Below are 18,434 nucleotides of genomic sequence, written 5' to 3' on the forward strand. Positions count from 1 at the left end.
GTGATGTTCACTCAAGTGCCGCAGCCACTGGTCTATGCCGAAGCCTTGCTGGCGCAGTTCGCCAGCCTGTCGCGCGCGGCGGACGGTGCTGCGCTGCTAGGTGACTTCGTGCGTGGTCTGGCCGAGCTGAGCGGGTGCGAATTGACCCAGCTGTACCTGCTCGACGCCACCCACACCTGCCTGGGGATGAACGCCGAATGCCTCGACGGCGCGCTGCAACCGCGCGCCGCCACCAGCCTGCCGGCGGACTACAACGGTGAGCAGCTGCTGCAGTTTGCCCTATGCCAGAACCGCGTGGTCTGCCTCGATGATCTCGGCGCCAGCCTGCACGAAACCAGTTTCCTGCCGGCCACCGCTGGTGCCTGGCAATCGCTGCTTTGCGTGCCGCTGGTCAATCAGCAGAAGGCGGTTGAAGGCCTGCTGCTGTGCGCCAGTCGTCGTCACGTCGACCTGCAGGGTTTTGCCGATTCGCTCGGCCAGCTCGGCTCGTTCGTCCTCGGTCAATTGCATTTGCTGCAGCGTCTGCGCCAGCCGCCGGCCGAATCGGCCACGGTGGCGCGCAGTCTGCCGAGCATCAACGGCTATGGCCTGATCGGCAAAAGCGCCGCCATGCGCCAGACCCATTCGTTGATCAGCAAAGTCCTGCACAGCCCGTACACCGTGCTGCTGCGCGGCGAGACCGGCACCGGCAAGGAAGTCGTGGCCCGAGCGATTCACGATTGCGGCCCGCGCCGCTCTCAGGCGTTCATCGTGCAGAACTGCGCGGCCGTCCCGGAAAACCTGCTGGAAAGCGAACTGTTCGGCTATCGCAAAGGTGCTTTCACCGGTGCTGACCGTGACCGCGCGGGGCTGTTCGATGCGGCCAACGGCGGCACGCTGTTGCTCGACGAGATCGGTGACATGCCGCTGTCGCTGCAAGCGAAGATTCTGCGGGTGTTGCAGGAGGGCGAGATTCGCCCGCTGGGTTCCAACGACACGCACAAGATCGATGTGCGCATCATCGCCGCGACCCACCGCGATCTGTCGACGCTGGTCAGCGAAGGCAAATTCCGCGAGGACTTGTATTACCGCCTCGCACAATTCCCGATCGAGCTGCCGGCCCTGCGTCAGCGCGAAGGCGACATCCTCGAACTGGCTCAGCACTTCGCCGAGAAGACCTGCGCGTATTTACAGCGCGACCCGGTGCGCTGGTCGAGCGCGGCGCTGGAGCACCTGTCCGGTTACACCTTCCCCGGCAACGTGCGCGAACTCAAGGCACTGGTCGAACGCGCGGTGCTGTTGTGCGAGGGCGGCGAGTTGCTGGCCGAGCATTTCTCCCTGCGCATGGAACCGATGCCCGAAGACCACACCGGCCTGAATCTGCGCGAACGCCTGGAAAAAGTCGAACGCACGTTGTTGCTCGACTGCCTGCGCAAGAACGACGGCAACCAGACCCTCGCCGCCCGCGAACTGGGCCTGCCACGCCGCACCCTGCTGTACCGCCTCGGGCGGTTGAATATCAATTTGGGTGACTTCGATGGTTGACGTGAAATTGATCGCTGCGTCGAGCCGTATTCCTGTGGCCAATGATTTGCTTGGGGCTTGCAGATTACCTGTGGCGAGGGAGCTTGCTCCCGCTCGGCTGCGCAGCAGTCGCGACCCGCAGAGCCCGGTTTCCCTGATGCAGCGCAGCGTCTGGTTTCGGGGCCGCTTCGCAGCCCGGCGGGAGCAAGCTCCCTCGCCACAGAGGATCGGTATATCCCTTGTGATGGCTCGAAGGCCCCGATGTAGAGCCTTCGAGACTACCCAAAGAATTAATTTCAGCGCCGCCCGCAAGGGTCGGCGCTTTGTGCTTTGTCTACCCCTGGAGACCCTCTGATGTCTGTTCGTCACTGGCACGCTGTCCTGCTGACCCTCGTCGTTCTATGCGGCCTTGGCGGCTGTAGCGGCAATTACAAATTCAACGACAACGACTATCGCCCGTTGGGTGATCCGCAAGCGGTCAATCGCGGCAAGTGACCGCAAGGAGCATCAAACATGGAACTGGTTTTCGAAATGCTGAACACCAAGCAGTTCGTGCCCACCGAGTTGTGCCAGAAGACCTTCAAACAGGCCGGCGGCGTGATCGGGCGGGGCGAGGACTGCGACTGGATCATTCCTGACCGCAAGCGGCATCTGTCCAATCACCACGCGATTGTCAGCTACCGCGAGGGCACGTTTTTCCTCACCGACACCAGCAGCAACGGCGTCCAGGACGGCGGCAGCGGCGCACGCCTGCACAAGGGCGAACCGGTGCGCATCGAGCACGGCAGCACCTACGTGCTCGGTGACTTCGAGATTCGTGCGCGGCTGGTGCGTGACCCGGCGACCTTCGACGGTGAAGTCGGTCGTCCGCGTGCCGCCGGCAGCATCATTCCGGACGACGCCTTCCTCGATCTTGATCCGCTGAACGCGATCGAACAGCAAGAGCGCGTCTATTCGGAGATCGACGAACTGTTGGCACCGACCGCCAAGCCCGAGGACTCCCGTCAGCGTGCCGACTATGCACGTATCGACATGGAAAGCCTGATGGTGCCCGAACTGGTCGCCCCGGTTGAACCCGAGCCTGCTCCGGCCCCGAAGGTCGTCGAGCGGCAGAGCGAAGGATTCTGGGAGCATTTCGGCGCGGCACTAGGCGTGGATCTCAAAGGACTGGATCACGACGCCCGCGAAGCCTTGGCGCTGAATGCCGCGCGTCTGCTGCGCCAGAGCATCGGCGGTTTGCAGCAGAGCCTGCGCACTCGTTCGGAGCTGAAGAACGAACTGCGTCTGGCCCAGACCACCGTGCAAGGCACCAACAAGAACCCGCTGAAATTCGCCGTCGATCCGAGCGAAGCGCTGGAGATTCTGTTGCAGCCGCACAAGCCAGGGCACCTGCCGGCCGAGCAGGCGATCTCCCGTGCATTCCGCGATCTGCAAGCGCATCAGGTCGCGCTGCTCACCGCCAGCCGCGCCGCCGTGCGCGGCACGCTGGAGCACTTCTCGCCAGAGCAGTTGACCCTGCGTTTCGAGCGCGACAACAAGCCGTTGATCGCCACCTCGGGCGGACGCTGGAGAGCGTTCGGCCGCTACCACCAGGCCCTGCGTCAGGACGATGACTGGAGCGAGCGTCTGCTGGCCCGCGATTTCGCCCAGGCCTACGAAGAACAGATCCGCCTGATCTCCACCCTCCACACCGACCACCAAGGATGATGCGCATGTCTCGCCGCTCGACCGCTTTTTTCAAGACGCTGACTGCGCTCACCGTGCTGGTGCTGCTCGCCGGTTGCTCGTCGCTGTCGCCGTACTCGAAAGTGACCAAGATCAACCTGAAACTGACCGGCAGCGATCAGCTCAACCCGGACCTCAACGGCCGTCCTTCGCCGATCGTCGTGCGCCTGTTCGAACTCAAGCACCCGGTGACTTTCGAGAACGCTGATTTCTTCAGCCTCTACGAGCGCGCCAAGGAATCCCTCAACCCGGATCTGGTGGCCAGCGAAGAACTCGAACTGCGCCCGGGTGAAACCGTGGAAATGAAACTCAGCGTGGAGGAGGGCAGCCGCTACGTCGGCGTTCTCGCCGCCTACCGCGATCTGCCGGAAACCAAGTGGCGCTACACCGTTCAGGTCACCCCGCTGGAGCTGACCGAGGCCGATCTGACCCTCGATCAGGCCGGTATCCGCAACACCCATGAAGCGCTCGCCAAGGCGGATGACTGAACATGAATACCCATAAAGTCATTTGGCAGGAAGGCATGTTGCTGCGGCCGCAGCACTTCCAGCACAACGATCGTTACTACGATCACCAGATGAAAACCCGCACCCAGTTGCTGGGTGGCTACACCTGGGGTTTCCTCAATCTGGAGATCGACCTGCAGTTCCTCAACATGGGCAAACTGGTGATCAGTGCCGCCTCGGGGATCCTGCCGGACGGCAGCCTGTTCGAGCTCGGCGGCAACACCGAGCCGCTGGCGCTGGACGTGCCGCCGAACACCGGCAACACGCCGATTTACCTGGCGCTGCCGTTGGTCACCGGTAACCACATCGAGGCGCGCCGTCCGGAGCAGTCCGACGTGCTCGCACGTTACACCGCGTACGACGCCGAAGTGGCCGACTCCAACGCCGGCGATGATTCTGCCAGCCAGGTCAGCTGTGGCCGCCCGGATTTCAAACTGTTGCTCGGCGAGCAGCAGAGCGATCAGGCCTACGTGAAGCTGAAAATCTGCGACGTACTCGACACCACGCCTGATGGCGTGATCAGCCTCGATCCGGATTTCGTGCCGACCTACATCCAGGCCCATGCGTCCAGCTATCTGCTGTCGTGCCTCAAAGAAGTCATCAGCATGCTCAACCACCGGGGCGACACGATTGCCGAGCGGATTCGCTCCAACGGCAAGGTCGGTGGCGCGGAAGTCGGCGACTTCATGATGCTGCAACTGATCAACCGTACCGAACTGCTGCTGCGCCATTACCTCGGTCTGGAGCAGGTGCACCCGGAAGAGTTGTATCGCACGCTGCTGACCATGCTTGGCGATCTGGCGACCTTCTCCAGCGACAGCAAGCGCCCGCGTCTGGACAGCCGCTATTCCCACGCCGATCAGGGCGCGAGCTTCCGCAAACTGATGGAAGCGATTCGTCAGGTGCTGTCGATGGTGCTCGAACAGCACGCTATCGAACTGATCCTGCAAGCGCGTCAGTACGGCATCATCGTGTCGCCGTTGCACGACCACAAACTGCTCGGCTCGGCGTCGTTCGTGCTGGCGGCAAGTGCCAACTGCGACTCCGAAGAACTGCGCCACCGCTTGCCGGCGCACCTCAAGGTCGGCCCGGTGGAGCGTATCCGCCAACTGGTCAACCTGCACCTGCCGGGGATCAAGGTCAAACCGTTGCCGGTGGCCCCGCGGCAGATCGCGTTCCACTCGAACAAAACCTACTTCATCCTCGAACTCAGTTCCGAAGACCTGGCGCAACTCGAGCGCTCCGGCGGCTTCGCGTTCCACGTGTCCGGCGAATTCGCCGAGCTTGAACTGAAATTCTGGGCCATCAGGAACTGACCGCCATGATCAAGGAAACGGATTACAACCAGGACGACAAAACCGTCCTGCTCGATCGTCAGGGCCACGGACCGGCAGCCAGTCCGCTGACCGACTTCGCCGCGCCGCCGCGCTTCGAGCAACTGGAAGAACGGATGATCTACGCCGCGCGCCTGCGCCCGGCGGAGGCGTTCAACATCAGCCTCAATTCGCTGGTGGCGGCGTCGTCCGAACTGCTCTCGGAAGTGGTACGCCTCAAGCACAGCGAAACCCGCGAAGACCTCTACGCGCTCAACGAGCGCCTGACCGCCGGGCTCAAGCTGTTTGAAGTGCGCGCGTTGCACAACGGCGCCGAAAGCAGCCAGGTGATGGCCGCGCGTTACGTGCTCTGCACCGTGGTCGACGAGGCCGTCGTGACCACACCGTGGGGCAACGAAAGCGAGTGGTCGCAGATGAGCCTGCTCAGCAGCTTCCACAACGAGACGTTCGGTGGCGAGAAGTTCTTTCAGCTGCTTGATCGGCTGTCGAAGAACCCGGTCAAGCACCTGCCGATGCTTGAGCTGATGTACCTGTGCCTGTCCCTCGGTTTCGAGGGCAAGTACCGCGTGCAGGCCCGTGGCATGCTCGAACTCGAAGGCATCCGCGACGCCCTGTACCGGCAGATCCGTCAGTTGCGTGGCGACGTGCCGCGTGAATTGTCGCCGCACTGGGAAGGCCTCAACGACCAGCGCCGCAACCTGGTGCGCATCGTGCCGGCTTGGATGGTGGTGCTGTTCACGTTGGTCTGCCTGGTGGTGATGTATTCGGGCTTCGCCTGGGTCCTGGGCGAGCAGCGCGACACCGTTCTGCAACCTTATCAGCCGCTTGATCCGGCCGCGGTGCAACCGCAGTCGCAGCCGTAAACAGGGACGTGTGATGAAAAAGTTTTTCAAGAAAGTCGGCGCCTTCCTGCGCCAGACCTGGGTCTGGACCCTGCTGCTGGTGCTGTTCGTGGCACTGCTGGTGTGGTTCGTCGGCCCATTGTTGGCGGTGGATGACTACAAGTTCTGGGAAAGCGCGACCTCGCGTCTGCTGACCATCGCCGTGTTGTTCCTGATCTGGGGCCTGACCATGGTCTTCGTCAGCTGGCGCGCGGGCATCCGCAAGAAAGCCGTCGAAGAAACCGAAGATGGCCAGGATCGCATCCGTCGTGACGAGCTGATCGAAGAAGAGCAGAAAGAGTTGAAGGCGCGCTTCAAGGACGCGCTGAAAACCCTGAAGACCTCGAGCCTGTATCGCGGCCGCAGCGAACGCTGGCGCAACGACTTGCCGTGGTACCTGCTGATCGGTCCGCAGGCCTCCGGCAAGACCAGCCTGCTGGACTTCTCCGGGCTGGAATTCCCGATCAACAAGATCGACCGCAAGCTGACCCGTGACACCCTCGGCACCCGGCATTGCGACTGGTACTTCGCCGATCACGGTGTGCTGATCGACACCGCCGGGCGCTACACCACCCAGCCGGACGCGGAAGTCGACGGCAATGCCTGGACCACCTTGCTCGAACTGCTGCGCAAGCGTCGTCGCGGGCGTCCGTTGAACGGTGTGCTGGTAACCATTCCGGTGGAATCGCTGATCGGTGGCAGCGAGCAGGACATCGACACCCTGGCGCGCCAGGTGCGCGGTCGTCTGCAAGACGTCTATCAGAAACTGCACGTCGACGTGCCGGTGTATCTGGTACTGAGCAAGGCGGACAAGCTGCTCGGTTTTGACGAGTTCTTCGATCAACTGACCCGCGAAGAAAGTGATCAGGTGCTGGGTACCAGTTTCCGCAAGGATCAGGTTGGTACCGACGTCGCGGTACTGCGCGGCGAATTCGAAGAGTTGCTGCGGCGCCTGAACAATCAGGTGATCATGCGCATGCACTCCGAGCGCGATACCCAGCGCCGTGGCCGCATCCTCGACTTCCCGCATCAACTGGGGCAGATCGGCGAGCGCCTGTGCCTGTTCGTCGACATGGCGTTCACTGGCAACCGGTATCAGCGCGCGTCGCTGCTGCGGGGTTTCTACCTGACCAGTGCTCCGCACCTGACGCAGGAAATGGACGCGACTACCGCCGGCATCGGCGCCAACCTCGGCATGAATGCCGGCGTGCTGCCGACCCTGCGCAGCGGCCGTTCGCGTTTCATCCATCATCTGTTCAGCCGGGTGATTTTCCCCGAGTCGGATCTGGCCGGCCTCGACAAGCGTGAGCGCAGCCGCATCCATTGGGGTCAGCGTGCGTTGTACGTTGGCGCACTGGCGGCATTGGCGCTGTTCGGCATGCTCTGGGCCGGTGGTTTCTCGGCCAACTATGAGCGTCTGGAAAACCTGCGCACGCTGGCGCAGAACTGGACTCAGCAGCGTTCGGCGCTGACCCCGCGTGATGACGCGATGGGCGTGTTGAAAACCCTCGACACCAGCTACACCGCGACTCAGGTGTTCCCGAAGAAGGGCGACGTCTCGTACCACGAGCGTGGCGGCCTGTATCAGGGCGAAGACGTCAACCCGGTGGTCAAGCAAGCCTACGAGCATGAGCTCGAAGCGCAGTTGCTGCCACGGGTCGCGACGATGCTCGAAGGGCAGATCCGCGCCAACATGAAGGACCGCGACAAGCTGCTCAACAGCCTGCGTGCGTACCTGATGCTGAACATGAAAGACCGTCGTGACGCCGTGTGGCTCAAGGACTGGGTCGCCACTGACTGGTCGCAGCGCTACACCGGCAACACCGCGGTGCAGAATGGTCTGAACACCCACCTTGAGCGCCTGCTGAAGCAGCCGTTCATCTACCCGCTGAACGATCAACTGGTGACTCAGGCTCGTCAGGTGCTGCGCGCCGAATCGCTGGCCACCGTGGTCTACCGCATGCTCCGCGAGCAGGCGCGCAACCTGCCGGAATACCGTTTCAGCCAACACCTCGGCCCGCAGGGCTCGCTGTTCATCGGCACCGAATACGTGATCCCGGGCTTCTACACCCAGCAGGGTTATCAGCAGTACTTCTCGGTGCAGGGTTCGGCGCTGGTCACCGACATCCTGCGTGACAACTGGGTGCTGGGCGAAGGCGCGGGCATCAGCGACATGGACTTGCGTCGCCTGATGGTCGAACTGGAGCAGCTGTACTTCCGCGACTACGCCAACTACTGGAGCGAGGCCGTTGGCCAGGTGGCCTTGCCGCCGATCAGCGACGCCGGTGAAGGCGCCGAGCAACTGGCGGGCCTGACGTCGGCCAACTCGCCGGTGCTGGCGTTGCTCACTGAAGTGCGCGAGAACACGCGCTTCCCGGCTGCTGCCGATCCGGTGGACGAAGCCGGTGATGCCGCCGATGCACTGGCAGGGCAGAAGGGCAAACTGGGCAAGGTCGGCAAACTGGCGTCTGCCGTGGCGGACAAGGCTTCGGCGATGGCCGTGGCGAAGAGCCTCCCGGACACCGCGAAGAAGTCGCTGCAACGTCGCTTCGAGCCGCTGCATCGTTTGCTGGATGACAACAACGGCCCGGCCGCAGACCTCACCCCGGCCATCAGCGCGCTCAACGACCTGCAACTGCAACTGTCCGGTCTGGCCCGTTCCAGCACGCCGGAACAAGCCGCGTTCGAAATGGCGAAAACCCGCATGAGCGGCCAGCGTGATGCGCTGACCAACCTGCGTGCGGCCTCGGGTCGCCTGCCGCGTCCGCTGAGCGTGTGGTTCAACGTGCTGGCCGAAGACTCGTGGCGCTTGGTGCTCAACGATGCTTACCAATACCTGAACGGCCGTTATCAGAACGAGCTGTACAGCGTGTATGGCAAAACCATCAGCAAGCGTTATCCGTTCAGCGCCAGCAGCACCAGCGACGTGGCGATCAGCGACTTCCGCGAGTTCTTCCGCGCTCAAGGCACCGTCGATCGCTTCTTCGACAGCTACATGCGTCCGTTCGTCAGCGGTGATCCGGGCAACTACCGGATGCGCAGCGTCGACGGTCACAGCCTGCCGGTGTCGAAGATGTACCTCGACCAGATGGCAGCAGCCCTGACCATTCGCCAGAGCTTCTTCTCGATCAACCCGGCCGAGCCGACCGTGCAGTTCAAACTGGAGCCGTACACCCTCGATCCGGCGGTGAGCCGTTCCGAGTTCAAGTTCGGCGACAAGACCATGGAGTACCGCCACGGTCCGATCCTGCCAATGACGTTCAAGTGGCCGACCGACGCTGAAGACGGTCGCACCAGCCTGGTGATGGACAAGATGGCCGGGCGTCCGATCGGTATCGAGAAGAACTCCGGCCCATGGTCGCTGTTCCGTCTGTTCGACCTGATGCAGACCGAGTACCTGACCGGTCGCGACGTGCTGGTGCTGAAAGCCGACGTGGGTGGCCTGCGTGCCAACTACCTGCTGACCAGCCAGCGCACGCCGAACCCGTTCGACATGGGCGTGCTGCGTACCTTCCGTATGCCGGTGCAGCTCTGATGCTGGTGGCCAGTCCCTGGCGCAGCGCGGCGCGTACCGACCCGGGCAAGGTGCGGGCGCGCAACGAAGATGCCTTCCTCGACTCGCCACAGCAGGGGCTGTGGGTGGTCGCGGACGGCATGGGCGGTCATCAGGGTGGCGACATCGCCAGCCAGTTGATCGTCGCCAGCCTGGCTGAATTGCCGCAACACGAGGACTTCGACGAGCGCCTCAAAGCCATCCGCCAGTGCCTGCACTGGTTGAATCGGCGTTTGGGGCAGGAGTTGACGGTCACCGCCGGACGCCACGACAGCATCATGGGCAGCACCGTCGTGGCGCTGCTGGTGGAAGGCAATCGCGCGGCCTGCATCTGGGCCGGCGATAGCCGTTGTTACATGTGGCGCGGGCAGCGGCTGTATCAGCTGTCCAAGGACCATTCGCTGCAGCAGCAACTGATCGACGAGCAACAGATGAGCGTCGAACAGGCGGCAGCGCACCCGGCGGCTCAGGCCTTGACCCGAGCCGTCGGTGCGGCCGAACAGCTGACCCTGGATGTCCTCGAACTCGAGGTCTATCCGGGCGATGCGTTTTTGCTGTGCAGCGATGGTTTGTATCAGGGCCTGAGCAGCGATGCCCTCGGCAACGCCCTCAGCCTCAGCGCGCCGCATGTGGCGCTGGAACGTCTGTTCGACGGCGCCCTGCGGGGCGCCGCCCGGGACAACCTGACTGCCGTGGTGATCCGCCAATGACTGAAATCGAATCCTCAGTCGATGACTTGCTGATGAGCGAAGAGCAGGCCAGCAACCTGACCTACTTCGCCTTCGCCAAGGCAAACAACGCCGAGCCGTTGCTGGCGCCGACCAAGGCCAGCATCGGTGCACTGCCGGACGTACTCGCCGGCCGCTACCACCTCGAGCGTCTGCTCGGGGCGGGCGGCATGGGCGCGGTCTACCGGGCGCGAGATCTGCTGCACGAGCAGTTCGGCGATCCCGACCCTTACATTGCGCTGAAAATCCTCAGCGAAGAATTTGCCGAATCGCCGGACGCCAGTGCCTTGCTTTACAGCGAGTTCGCCCTGACCCGACGCCTGCGCCACGACAACGTCGTGCGTGCGCACACTTTTGAAGTCGATACCGACTGCCAGCGGGCCTTCATCACCATGGAATACATGCGTGGCCTGACCCTGGACAAATTGCTCTGCGAGCGGCCTCTCGGCCTGCCGTGGAAAGAAACGCGCGACATCGCGTTGCCGCTGCTCGACACGCTGGCCTACGCCCACCGTCGCGGCGTGCTGCACGGTGACATGAAACCGAGCAATGTCATGCTCAGCGAAGACGGCCTGCGCCTGTTCGACTTCGGTCTCGGCCAGGCAGACGAGGGCGTGTTGCCCGGCCTGCCGCACCTGAGCCGCGAGCGCTTCAACGCCTGGACCCCGGGCTACGCCGCCCCCGAACTGCTTGAGGGCCAACCGTTGTCGGCCAGCGCGGACGTGTACGGCGTGGCTTGCGTGATCTATGAACTGGCGAGCGGCAAACACCCGTTCCGCCGCTTGCCCTCGACCCAGGCCCGCGACGAGCACCTGGAGCGCGAGCTGCAAGCCCCGGCGAACTTACCGAAACACGGCTGGCCAGCGCTGCGAACCGCGCTGAGCTTCAATGCGGCAGAACGCACCATCACTGCCGATCAATTGCGTGACGCCTTGGGCGCCACTTCGTCCTGGCTGCAACGGTTGCGACTTCGGGCGTAACGGACGACATTCGAACAGGGAGCGCTTTATGTTCAACCCAGCTAACGAAACCCACTTCAGCCTCAAGGTCGAAGACTACGTGGGCGACCTGCAAGTGCTGTCGTTCACCGGCACCGAAGGCATCAGCCAGCCGTTTCGTTTCGACCTCGAACTGGTCAGCGAAAACCCCGATCTGGACCTGGAAAAGCTCCTGCACAAGCAGGCGTTCCTCGCATTCGATCCACAGGGCTCGGGCATCCACGGCCAGATCTACCGCGTCGCCCAGGGCGATGCCGGCAAGCGCCTGACCCGCTACAAGGTCTCGCTGGTGCCGCAACTGCAATACCTGCATCACCGCACCAACCAGCGCATCTACCAGCAGATGTCGGCGCCGAAAATCATCGCGCTGATCCTCGACGAACACGGGATCAAGGGCAACGCCTACAGCTTCCAGCTGAGCCAGCCTTGCCCGGATCGCGACTACTGCGTGCAGTACGACGAAACCGACCTGCACTTCGTCCAGCGCCTGTGCGAAGAGGAGGGTATTCACTACCACTTCCAGCACAGCGAAAAGGCTCACCTGCTGGTGTTCGGTGACGACCAGACCGTCTTTCCCGACCTCGGCCAGCCGACTGCTTACATACAGGGCAGCGGCATGGTCGCCGAAGAACCGGTGATCAAAGGCTTCAAACTGCGCCTGGAAACCCGCACCAGCCGCACCACGCGCCGCGACTACGACTTCGAAAAACCGCGCCTGCAGATGGAAGCGGCTTACAAACCGGATGGCGAGAGCACTGAACCGGATCTCGAAGACTACGACTACCCGGGCCGCTTCATCGACCGCGCGCGCGGCAAGTTCCTCAGCCAGCGCGCCCTCGAACGCCATCGCGCCGACTACCGCCAGGCCGAAGGTCGCGGCGACCAGACCAAACTGGTCAGCGGTCACTTCATGGCCATGTCCGACCACCCGCGCAGCGAGTGGAACGACCTGTGGCTGCTCACCGAAATCTTCCACGAAGGCAAACAGCCGCAAGTCCTCGAAGAAGGCGTGACCAGCGACACCACCGACAACAAGGACGACTTCCACCAGGGCTACCGCAACACCTTCCTCGCCACCCCGTGGGACGTGTTCTACCGCCCGGCCCTCGAACACCCGAAACCGCGCGTGCTCGGCAGCCAGACCGCCATGGTCACCGGCCCCAAAGGCGAAGAAATCCACTGCGACCAATACGGCCGCATCAAAGTCCAGTTCCACTGGGACCGCGAAGGCTTGGCCGACGACAAAACCAGCTGCTGGCTGCGCGTCTCCAGCTCCTGGGCCGGCGACCGCTACGGCGCGATCAGCATTCCGCGCATCGGCATGGAAGTCCTCGTCACCTTCCTCGAAGGCGACCCCGACCAACCCCTCGTCACCGGCTGCCTGTACCACAAGGAAAACCCGGTGCCGTACGCCCTGCCGGAGAACAAGACTCGCAGCGTGTTCAAAACCCTCAGCTCCCCGGGTGGCGGTGGGTACAACGAACTGCGCATTGAAGACAAGAAAGGTGCGGAGCAGATCTACATCCACGCCCAGCGCGATTGGGACGAGAACATCGAGCACGACCAGAAGATTCGGGTCGGGAATGAACGTCACGACACCGTGGTGAAGAACACCTACACCGAGCTGAAGGCTGAAGAACACCGCACCACCATCAGCGACCGCAAGATCGAAGCGAAGCTGGATGATCATCTGACGGTTGGGCAGAACCAGCATGTGAAGCTGGGTACGGCGCAGCTCACCAGCGTGGGGAAAGAGATTCACCTCAAGGCTGGGGACAAGATTGTTATTGAGGCGGGGACGGAGCTGACGATTCTCGGCGGCGGCAGTTTCATCAAGCTCGATGGTGGTGGTGTGACCGTGGTTGGGCCGGTGGTGAAGATCAATGCGGGTGGCTCGCCGGGAGCGGGCACTGGCATCGGGATCAAACCGCCGGTGCTGCCGGGGGCGGCGGATAAGGATAAGGCGGGGAGTTTGATGGATCAGGCGTTGGGGAATGCGGTACCTGAGAAGGTTAAGCCGAAGGCTTTTTTTGTGTTTTCTGAGTGATCGACATGAATGGTTTGTTGAAGAAGAGGAATGGTTTCGCCGTAGCGGCTTTCACCGTCTCGCTGCTGAGCCTGTTCAATGGCAGCGCTTATGCGGATGAGTGTCCGTCTGAGGACTTTTCCCAATTCCTGCCGGCGTTCTCTGCGAATGCTGAAACTCAGCAGCGGTTGACTGCGATGACGGTGAAGTCGCTGGTTTTGAAACCTGCTGGGGAGAGTGGAAATTTTGAGCCGCAAACGACGGGAGTCAAAAGCTCAACATTGGCCTTTCCACTGATGGCGCCCGTAGCCACAGGTAAGACAGAAGGTGTCGAAGTCGAAGCGGTTGACGACAGTCACTTTAACGTTGTTGATAAGCGTGCAGGTAACAGCAACATCAAGATCTTTAACTTTTCTCACCAGGCGTGTTGGGTTTTGGAGGGTGTTGAGGATTGGTCGATTAGTGAGAAAAATCTCGTAGTGGCGAGTACGCCGACCATGAACACCTCCGAGAATTTTTGTTATCAGCGCGCGCAAGCCTTCGCTGGGTTAGGTGGGTTAGAGCAGTATCGGCTAACCGGTGAACTGTTTGTGGCTGCGCTGGAAAACTATGAGTGCGCTGCTGCTTCTGGAGACCCACAAGCAAGTTTGAGTGCTGCGGGTCTGAGTCTTTCTGGAATGGCACCACAGTTGGAAACGGAAAAAGTCGAGGCGCTTTTCAAGGCTGCCGCGACAACGCTTGCCGACGGTGCAGCCTCTCTTTCGACTTTCTATTGCTACGGGAACAACCCTGTACCCGAAGGGCCTTGCCGACATCCAGAGCAAGCCGAAAAAGAGCTTATTCGCGCTGCATCAATGGGTTCGGTCGATGCGATGAATTACTTGGGTTACTCGTTTGAAGAAGGAAGGCTCGTTACCAAAGACATGTCCAGAGCGCTTGCCTGCTATCGCCTCGCCGCTGACAAGGGTAACGACACCGCTGCCGGAAATCTGAAACGTTTACACGCGCAAGACGCTGCTGCTTCTACCAAGACCAGCTATTGCTATTAATTTGCAGGATGCAGAAATGACCGAACCACTCGATTTAAGAAACCAGTACACCGGCGGTGATTACGTCTACCTGATGGGAGGTAATGGCACTCAAACCAACGCGGCGGGAAAAAAACTGATCGATTGTTCACATATGGTGAACCTTCTGCTCACTGGCGCGGGCTACCAGATTGAGTATGAGGAGACGAGAGCTATGAACGCCTCCTCTCGCTTTTACACCGTAGTGCCGCCGACAGAGGTCAAGAAAGGGGACATTGCTCTTTGGATTGACATACTTCCTCTAACGGGAGGTAGTCGTCGTCTGTTTCATACTGGCATTGTCATGGAGTACAACGCGGCGACGCGTCAAGGAAAAATTTTTGGTGCTCAGACCACTAACGGACCTTCAGAAGCATTCTTTGGAACTAACCCGCCTGCTTACTACTGGCCTGTTCCAACAAAATTTCTGAGAGCTAAGGAGGAATATCGGACAGGTGCCACGCCAGCTCCCGCGCCGTCGGCAGCACCTGCACCGGCAGGCCCCGCCCCTCTGATGAACTTTCAATATCCGTTCAGAAAAGCTGACGGTAAACAGTTCGCTGATGCTGAGGAGGTTTACAAAGCCCTCGAGGCTGAAACTGCTGGCCACTACTTGCTAGGCAGCAACAAGTTCTGGCATGGCGGCATTCACATCAGCAATGCCAGCGCTCCTCAGTGCATCTTGAACGAACCAATTCGGTGTATGGCCGACGGTGAAGTCGTGGCCTACCGACTTAACGAAGATTATTTGGAGTCTACGTTCGGTGAAAATGAGAAAAAACTGAAGTATTCCAACTCGTTTTGTTTGGTGCGACATGAGTACAAATCTGCGCCGAACCCAGAAGACGGACCGAATAAAGGCAAGCAAAATAAGCTGAATTTCTACAGCTTGTACATGCACCTTCTGCCCTTCAAGCGTTATCCGCTGACTGAGGAAGAAACTCCGAAGCCTCAGGTGACCATGAAGGTAAGTGACTTCAACGCTTACGACGATTTCCCTGAATCCAGTAGCGTTCAGAACGTCGGCAAGCTCGTTGCGGGGACCAAACTTGAAATACTGGATCAAAAGGCCCTAGGCACAGTTACCTACGCAAAAGGGAAAATCCTGTCAGGTAGCGTGAAAAAAAGCGGCCACAAAGTTCGCGAGACTGGCAAAGAGGTTTGGTTCGCATACTTGAAAGACGGAGAACCCTACAAAAACTCCAAACCCGCACGTATATGGCTGGCAGACCCGATCCCGGAGCGTTTAAAGCCAAAATATTGGCAAGGTAAGGTGAAAGGAACCGCGTTGACAAGATTGGATCTTTATCAGGGTCCTATCTCTGCTCAAAATGGTCAGAATGCCGGTGATAAGATTGGCTCGCTGCAACTTAACCCTCAAAGTTCGGTGGAATTTGAAAGCAAAGAGGTACTGAACCTCAATGTTGCAGGGACAATTCGTCGAATGGCGAAATGTACGAGCAGCGGTAGCTTGGCTGGGGATGGGAACCTTCCTCCCAGCTTCTGGGCAATTGTGGAAAACGACTTTGTTGCTTGGGATGTAATCCCGAGCAGCTTTGACTCTGTGGAGTCCGCAAGCATTGGAATCAAGGCTGGAGATCCGATTGGCTACCTGGGATTGACTGAAAACCTGACCGGCGAAGATGGCGGTGTAGCGAGTAAGTATCAAGTGCACGTCGAGATATTCACTGCTGAAGCAGACGTAAAAGACTTCCTCAAGAATACGGCTGGGCTGAAGATCGGCAAGCAATACCTGTATTTGCCGACCGAAAGTGAGCTGAAGAAAAAAGCACCTGCTACAGGCAGTACGGTACTGAAAGCGGAACATGCGGTTGATTTGAACAAGACTCCAATCGTCAAAGTGGGCGCCGACGATTACTACGATGTGACCGTTACTGACAATGCTCAGGCGGTCAACGGCCTAGTCAAGAAAGCCGGTGCACAAATCATCACTCAGCATGATTGGGAAAAGCTGGGGTTTCAGATCGTCGAAGAAACCAATGCGACAGCGGACGGTTTTCTTGATCCTAATGACATGCCCGTGTTTTTTCAGGACATGCTTACGAAGATTGATAAAGACGAAAGCGGGGATGTCGATCCGGCTGAGCTGGCCGAGGCCTTGAAAAACCCCGATACGCGGTCGCAGTGGTCCAGGCTGGTGGCCCATCATCCGACCGAGTGGAAAGCGAAAGCAGATGCTCCCAAATGGAGTCGGCTTGATACTGAGCTCAAGCATGCACCGAAAACACTGCAGCATGAAAAGGAGAGGATCAGCAGCTATGTGTTTTGGGATGATCTGAAAGAAAAGGCTGCCATCAGTACCGATTTGATATGGCATTTTCATTCGATTGCATTTGTAGCGAACGCGCTGTCGGCTGCTTGTATCCCACTCAACAAGGCCAAAGAAATCGCCCTATTGGTTTCCTCTGGATACGAAGGAAAGAGCGAGCTGGATTATGAGGCACTGGCGGGTAACTTCGATGGTCAAGGTATGTCTTTCGGTGTTATTCAGTGGAACTTCGGGCAAGGCACGTTGGGACCGGTTCTACTGGAAATGCGTGCAGCAGATCAAACCACGTTTGATGGATGTTTTGGCTCTAACATGAATTTTCAGACACTGATAAATTCGTTGAATTCAGCCGATACCGCTGCCCAGAAAAATTGGGCGTTGGGAGTAATTGCTAACAATAATGCAGGGTGGAAGTCGGCTTTCAAGAAACTTGGTGAAGTTGAGGCGTTTCAGAAAATTCAGCTGAATTGTGCGGCGAAATATAATGATAATATAGCGTCTTGTATCAAGCTGATGCGAGAGTTAGCGCCGAATCTGATGGTTAAGATTCAGTTGCGGACTTATTGTGCGCTATACGACCTGTGTGTTCAGCAAAACCATCTTGCGAAGGCGGAACAACTTATTAGAGATGAATTTCCTAGCGCTAACATTACAACCCAAAAAGAGTTACTTATTTTTGTTTGTAAGAAGCGAGCCGAAAAAGCTTCGACGGCCTACAGGGCAGACGCGTTCAGTCGCCGGATGGGGATTATTCAGGGACAAAAATATACCGCTACAATGAGTGGTAACACCGCCACTAAAGAAAACGGCAATTTCGGAATGATCGTTGAGGGTGACATCTGTGAGCTTTAAATTCCGTTGGTTTATTACTTTGATTTTGCTTTCGTCTCCAGCGTGGAGTGAAGGAAAAAAGCTGGCGTGCGATCCTGATACCAATGTTTGTTCAGTGGCTATTTCGGAGAACTTCTGTGGTTCTGATGGCGTTCCAAAGGCGAAGTTAGATATCAGGAGCCAGAGTTATATATTGAGCTGTGAATGTGACTGTAGCTCTCAGGAAAACACCTTCTGGATTTTGAGTGCTGACGGAAAAGTGCAAACACTTGATGCGAGCAAGATCGTAAGTGGCGTGGATATTGGCAAGAATAAATCCGGAGTACCTGACGCTTTCGGTGTGGTTCCTTATTGCCAACCAATTAATGCAAGTGGTGAAAGTCTGGTGTATCTACAGAAAGGTCCTAGCTCTGCGGGGCAACCACAACCATATTGCTATTCAGTGCTTGAACATGATGAAGCGCAGAAATGTGAAAGCGCTGAATGTCTGAGTAAGATAGAAATGGTCTCTGGTGTTGAGAAAAATATAAAAGAAGAACTTTTGGTCGAGTTCAAAAACGCCACGTCGCGCCTTTATAAGGATAAAGCAAGATTTTCTAGCTTTCCGAAACGTGATTTTATTGAACGCTACATTGGTGAGTATGGTTACTCTTCTGCCAGCCAACAAGTTTTCAATGACGTAGCATTTTTTTGGCAGCAAGCAGGCTTCAATACCGACGCAATTTGGCTCTTGAAAAAAGTTATTTCAGAAAATCCGAAGCGGACAGTTGCCTATCTTAATCTCGCAGATGCTTATTGGGAGGCGGGTGATAAAGCATCCGCAGGAAAGAACTATAAGGTATATACCGATCTCATGAGCGAGAATGGCAAGCAAGCCAAGGTTCCTGATCGGGTTAGGCAGCGTGCTACAACGCAGTAATAGAAGAAGTTGCAGACTACTCTCCTTCTGTTAAGGCTCACGGGTCATGACTAGGCCTTGGAAACTTTATTGT

Annotated in this window: 13 protein-coding genes; all 13 read left to right on the forward strand. The window is 58.9% G+C overall.

What is annotated here, in order from left to right:
• Window positions 1-3: 3 nt before the first annotated feature.
• The 13 genes from LVD08_RS00955 (at window position 4) to LVD08_RS01015 (ending at window position 18,361) form a co-directional block, all read left to right on the forward strand.
• Window positions 4-1,524, forward strand: a complete 1,521-nt coding sequence (locus LVD08_RS00955; protein ID WP_247267170.1) for a sigma-54 interaction domain-containing protein — start codon at window positions 4-6, stop codon at window positions 1,522-1,524.
• A gap of 333 nt (window positions 1,525-1,857) precedes the next feature.
• On the forward strand, window positions 1,858-1,998 hold the full coding sequence (locus tag LVD08_RS00960; RefSeq protein ID WP_003229566.1) for a hypothetical protein: 141 nt from the start codon (window positions 1,858-1,860) through the stop codon (window positions 1,996-1,998).
• Window positions 1,999-2,016: 18 nt separating this feature from the next.
• The gene (gene tagH / locus LVD08_RS00965; protein ID WP_247267171.1) at window positions 2,017-3,210 is read left to right on the forward strand and encodes a type VI secretion system-associated FHA domain protein TagH; all 1,194 of its coding nucleotides are present in this window, start codon (window positions 2,017-2,019) and stop codon (window positions 3,208-3,210) included.
• Between the two features lie 5 nt (window positions 3,211-3,215).
• Window positions 3,216-3,716, forward strand: coding sequence for a type VI secretion system lipoprotein TssJ (gene tssJ / locus LVD08_RS00970; RefSeq protein WP_007962325.1), 501 nt, complete (start codon window positions 3,216-3,218; stop codon window positions 3,714-3,716).
• Window positions 3,717-3,718: 2 nt separating this feature from the next.
• A complete protein-coding gene (gene tssK / locus LVD08_RS00975) occupies window positions 3,719-5,050 on the forward strand; it encodes a type VI secretion system baseplate subunit TssK (RefSeq protein WP_007962327.1) in 1,332 nt (443 codons plus the stop codon).
• Window positions 5,051-5,055: 5 nt separating this feature from the next.
• Window positions 5,056-5,931, forward strand: a complete 876-nt coding sequence (icmH, locus tag LVD08_RS00980) for a type IVB secretion system protein IcmH/DotU (protein ID WP_003229559.1) — start codon at window positions 5,056-5,058, stop codon at window positions 5,929-5,931.
• Between the two features lie 13 nt (window positions 5,932-5,944).
• Entirely contained in the window at window positions 5,945-9,484 is a 3,540-nt protein-coding gene (gene tssM / locus LVD08_RS00985) for a type VI secretion system membrane subunit TssM (protein ID WP_247267172.1), read from the forward strand.
• Window positions 9,484-10,212: a PP2C family protein-serine/threonine phosphatase gene (locus tag LVD08_RS00990; protein ID WP_027610389.1), complete on the forward strand. Its 729-nt coding sequence runs from the start codon at window positions 9,484-9,486 to the stop codon at window positions 10,210-10,212. Before tssM ends, LVD08_RS00990 begins: the two co-directional genes overlap by 1 nt.
• Window positions 10,209-11,210 carry a serine/threonine-protein kinase gene (locus LVD08_RS00995; RefSeq protein WP_027610390.1) on the forward strand — a complete coding sequence of 334 codons (1,002 nt, stop codon included), beginning with the start codon at window positions 10,209-10,211 and terminating at the stop codon, window positions 11,208-11,210. The genes LVD08_RS00990 and LVD08_RS00995 overlap by 4 nt, the downstream gene beginning before the upstream one ends.
• A gap of 28 nt (window positions 11,211-11,238) precedes the next feature.
• Window positions 11,239-13,275, forward strand: coding sequence for a type VI secretion system Vgr family protein (locus tag LVD08_RS01000; protein WP_247267173.1), 2,037 nt, complete (start codon window positions 11,239-11,241; stop codon window positions 13,273-13,275).
• 5 nt (window positions 13,276-13,280) lie between these two features.
• Window positions 13,281-14,303 (forward strand): tetratricopeptide repeat protein, encoded by a 1,023-nt coding sequence (locus LVD08_RS01005; protein ID WP_247267174.1) that lies wholly within the window; start codon window positions 13,281-13,283, stop codon window positions 14,301-14,303.
• Window positions 14,304-14,319: 16 nt separating this feature from the next.
• Window positions 14,320-17,463, forward strand: coding sequence for a calcium-binding protein (locus LVD08_RS01010; protein WP_247267175.1), 3,144 nt, complete (start codon window positions 14,320-14,322; stop codon window positions 17,461-17,463).
• Window positions 17,453-18,361, forward strand: coding sequence for a tetratricopeptide repeat protein (locus LVD08_RS01015; RefSeq protein ID WP_247267176.1), 909 nt, complete (start codon window positions 17,453-17,455; stop codon window positions 18,359-18,361). The genes LVD08_RS01010 and LVD08_RS01015 overlap by 11 nt, the downstream gene beginning before the upstream one ends.
• Window positions 18,362-18,434: the final 73 nt, after the last annotated feature.

The organism is Pseudomonas sp. YL2 (assembly GCF_023063025.1).
In the GTDB taxonomy this organism is placed as follows: Bacteria; Pseudomonadota; Gammaproteobacteria; order Pseudomonadales; family Pseudomonadaceae; genus Aquipseudomonas; species Aquipseudomonas putida_A.

Excerpts from the sequence above, each read along its gene's own strand:
- tagH (WP_247267171.1), top strand. The coding sequence starts at position 2,017 with ATGGAACTGGTTTTCGAAATGCTGAACACCAAGCAGTTCGTGCCCACC.
- LVD08_RS00990 (WP_027610389.1), top strand. The coding sequence starts at position 9,484 with ATGCTGGTGGCCAGTCCCTGGCGCAGCGCGGCGCGTACCGACCCGGGC.
- LVD08_RS00995 (WP_027610390.1), top strand. The coding sequence starts at position 10,209 with ATGACTGAAATCGAATCCTCAGTCGATGACTTGCTGATGAGCGAAGAG.
- LVD08_RS00960 (WP_003229566.1), top strand. The coding sequence starts at position 1,858 with ATGTCTGTTCGTCACTGGCACGCTGTCCTGCTGACCCTCGTCGTTCTA.
- LVD08_RS01000 (WP_247267173.1), top strand. The coding sequence starts at position 11,239 with ATGTTCAACCCAGCTAACGAAACCCACTTCAGCCTCAAGGTCGAAGAC.
- LVD08_RS00955 (WP_247267170.1), top strand. The coding sequence starts at position 4 with ATGTTCACTCAAGTGCCGCAGCCACTGGTCTATGCCGAAGCCTTGCTG.
- LVD08_RS01010 (WP_247267175.1), top strand. The coding sequence starts at position 14,320 with ATGACCGAACCACTCGATTTAAGAAACCAGTACACCGGCGGTGATTAC.
- tssK (WP_007962327.1), top strand. The coding sequence starts at position 3,719 with ATGAATACCCATAAAGTCATTTGGCAGGAAGGCATGTTGCTGCGGCCG.
- tssM (WP_247267172.1), top strand. The coding sequence starts at position 5,945 with ATGAAAAAGTTTTTCAAGAAAGTCGGCGCCTTCCTGCGCCAGACCTGG.
- icmH (WP_003229559.1), top strand. The coding sequence starts at position 5,056 with ATGATCAAGGAAACGGATTACAACCAGGACGACAAAACCGTCCTGCTC.
- tssJ (WP_007962325.1), top strand. The coding sequence starts at position 3,216 with ATGTCTCGCCGCTCGACCGCTTTTTTCAAGACGCTGACTGCGCTCACC.
- LVD08_RS01005 (WP_247267174.1), top strand. The coding sequence starts at position 13,281 with ATGAATGGTTTGTTGAAGAAGAGGAATGGTTTCGCCGTAGCGGCTTTC.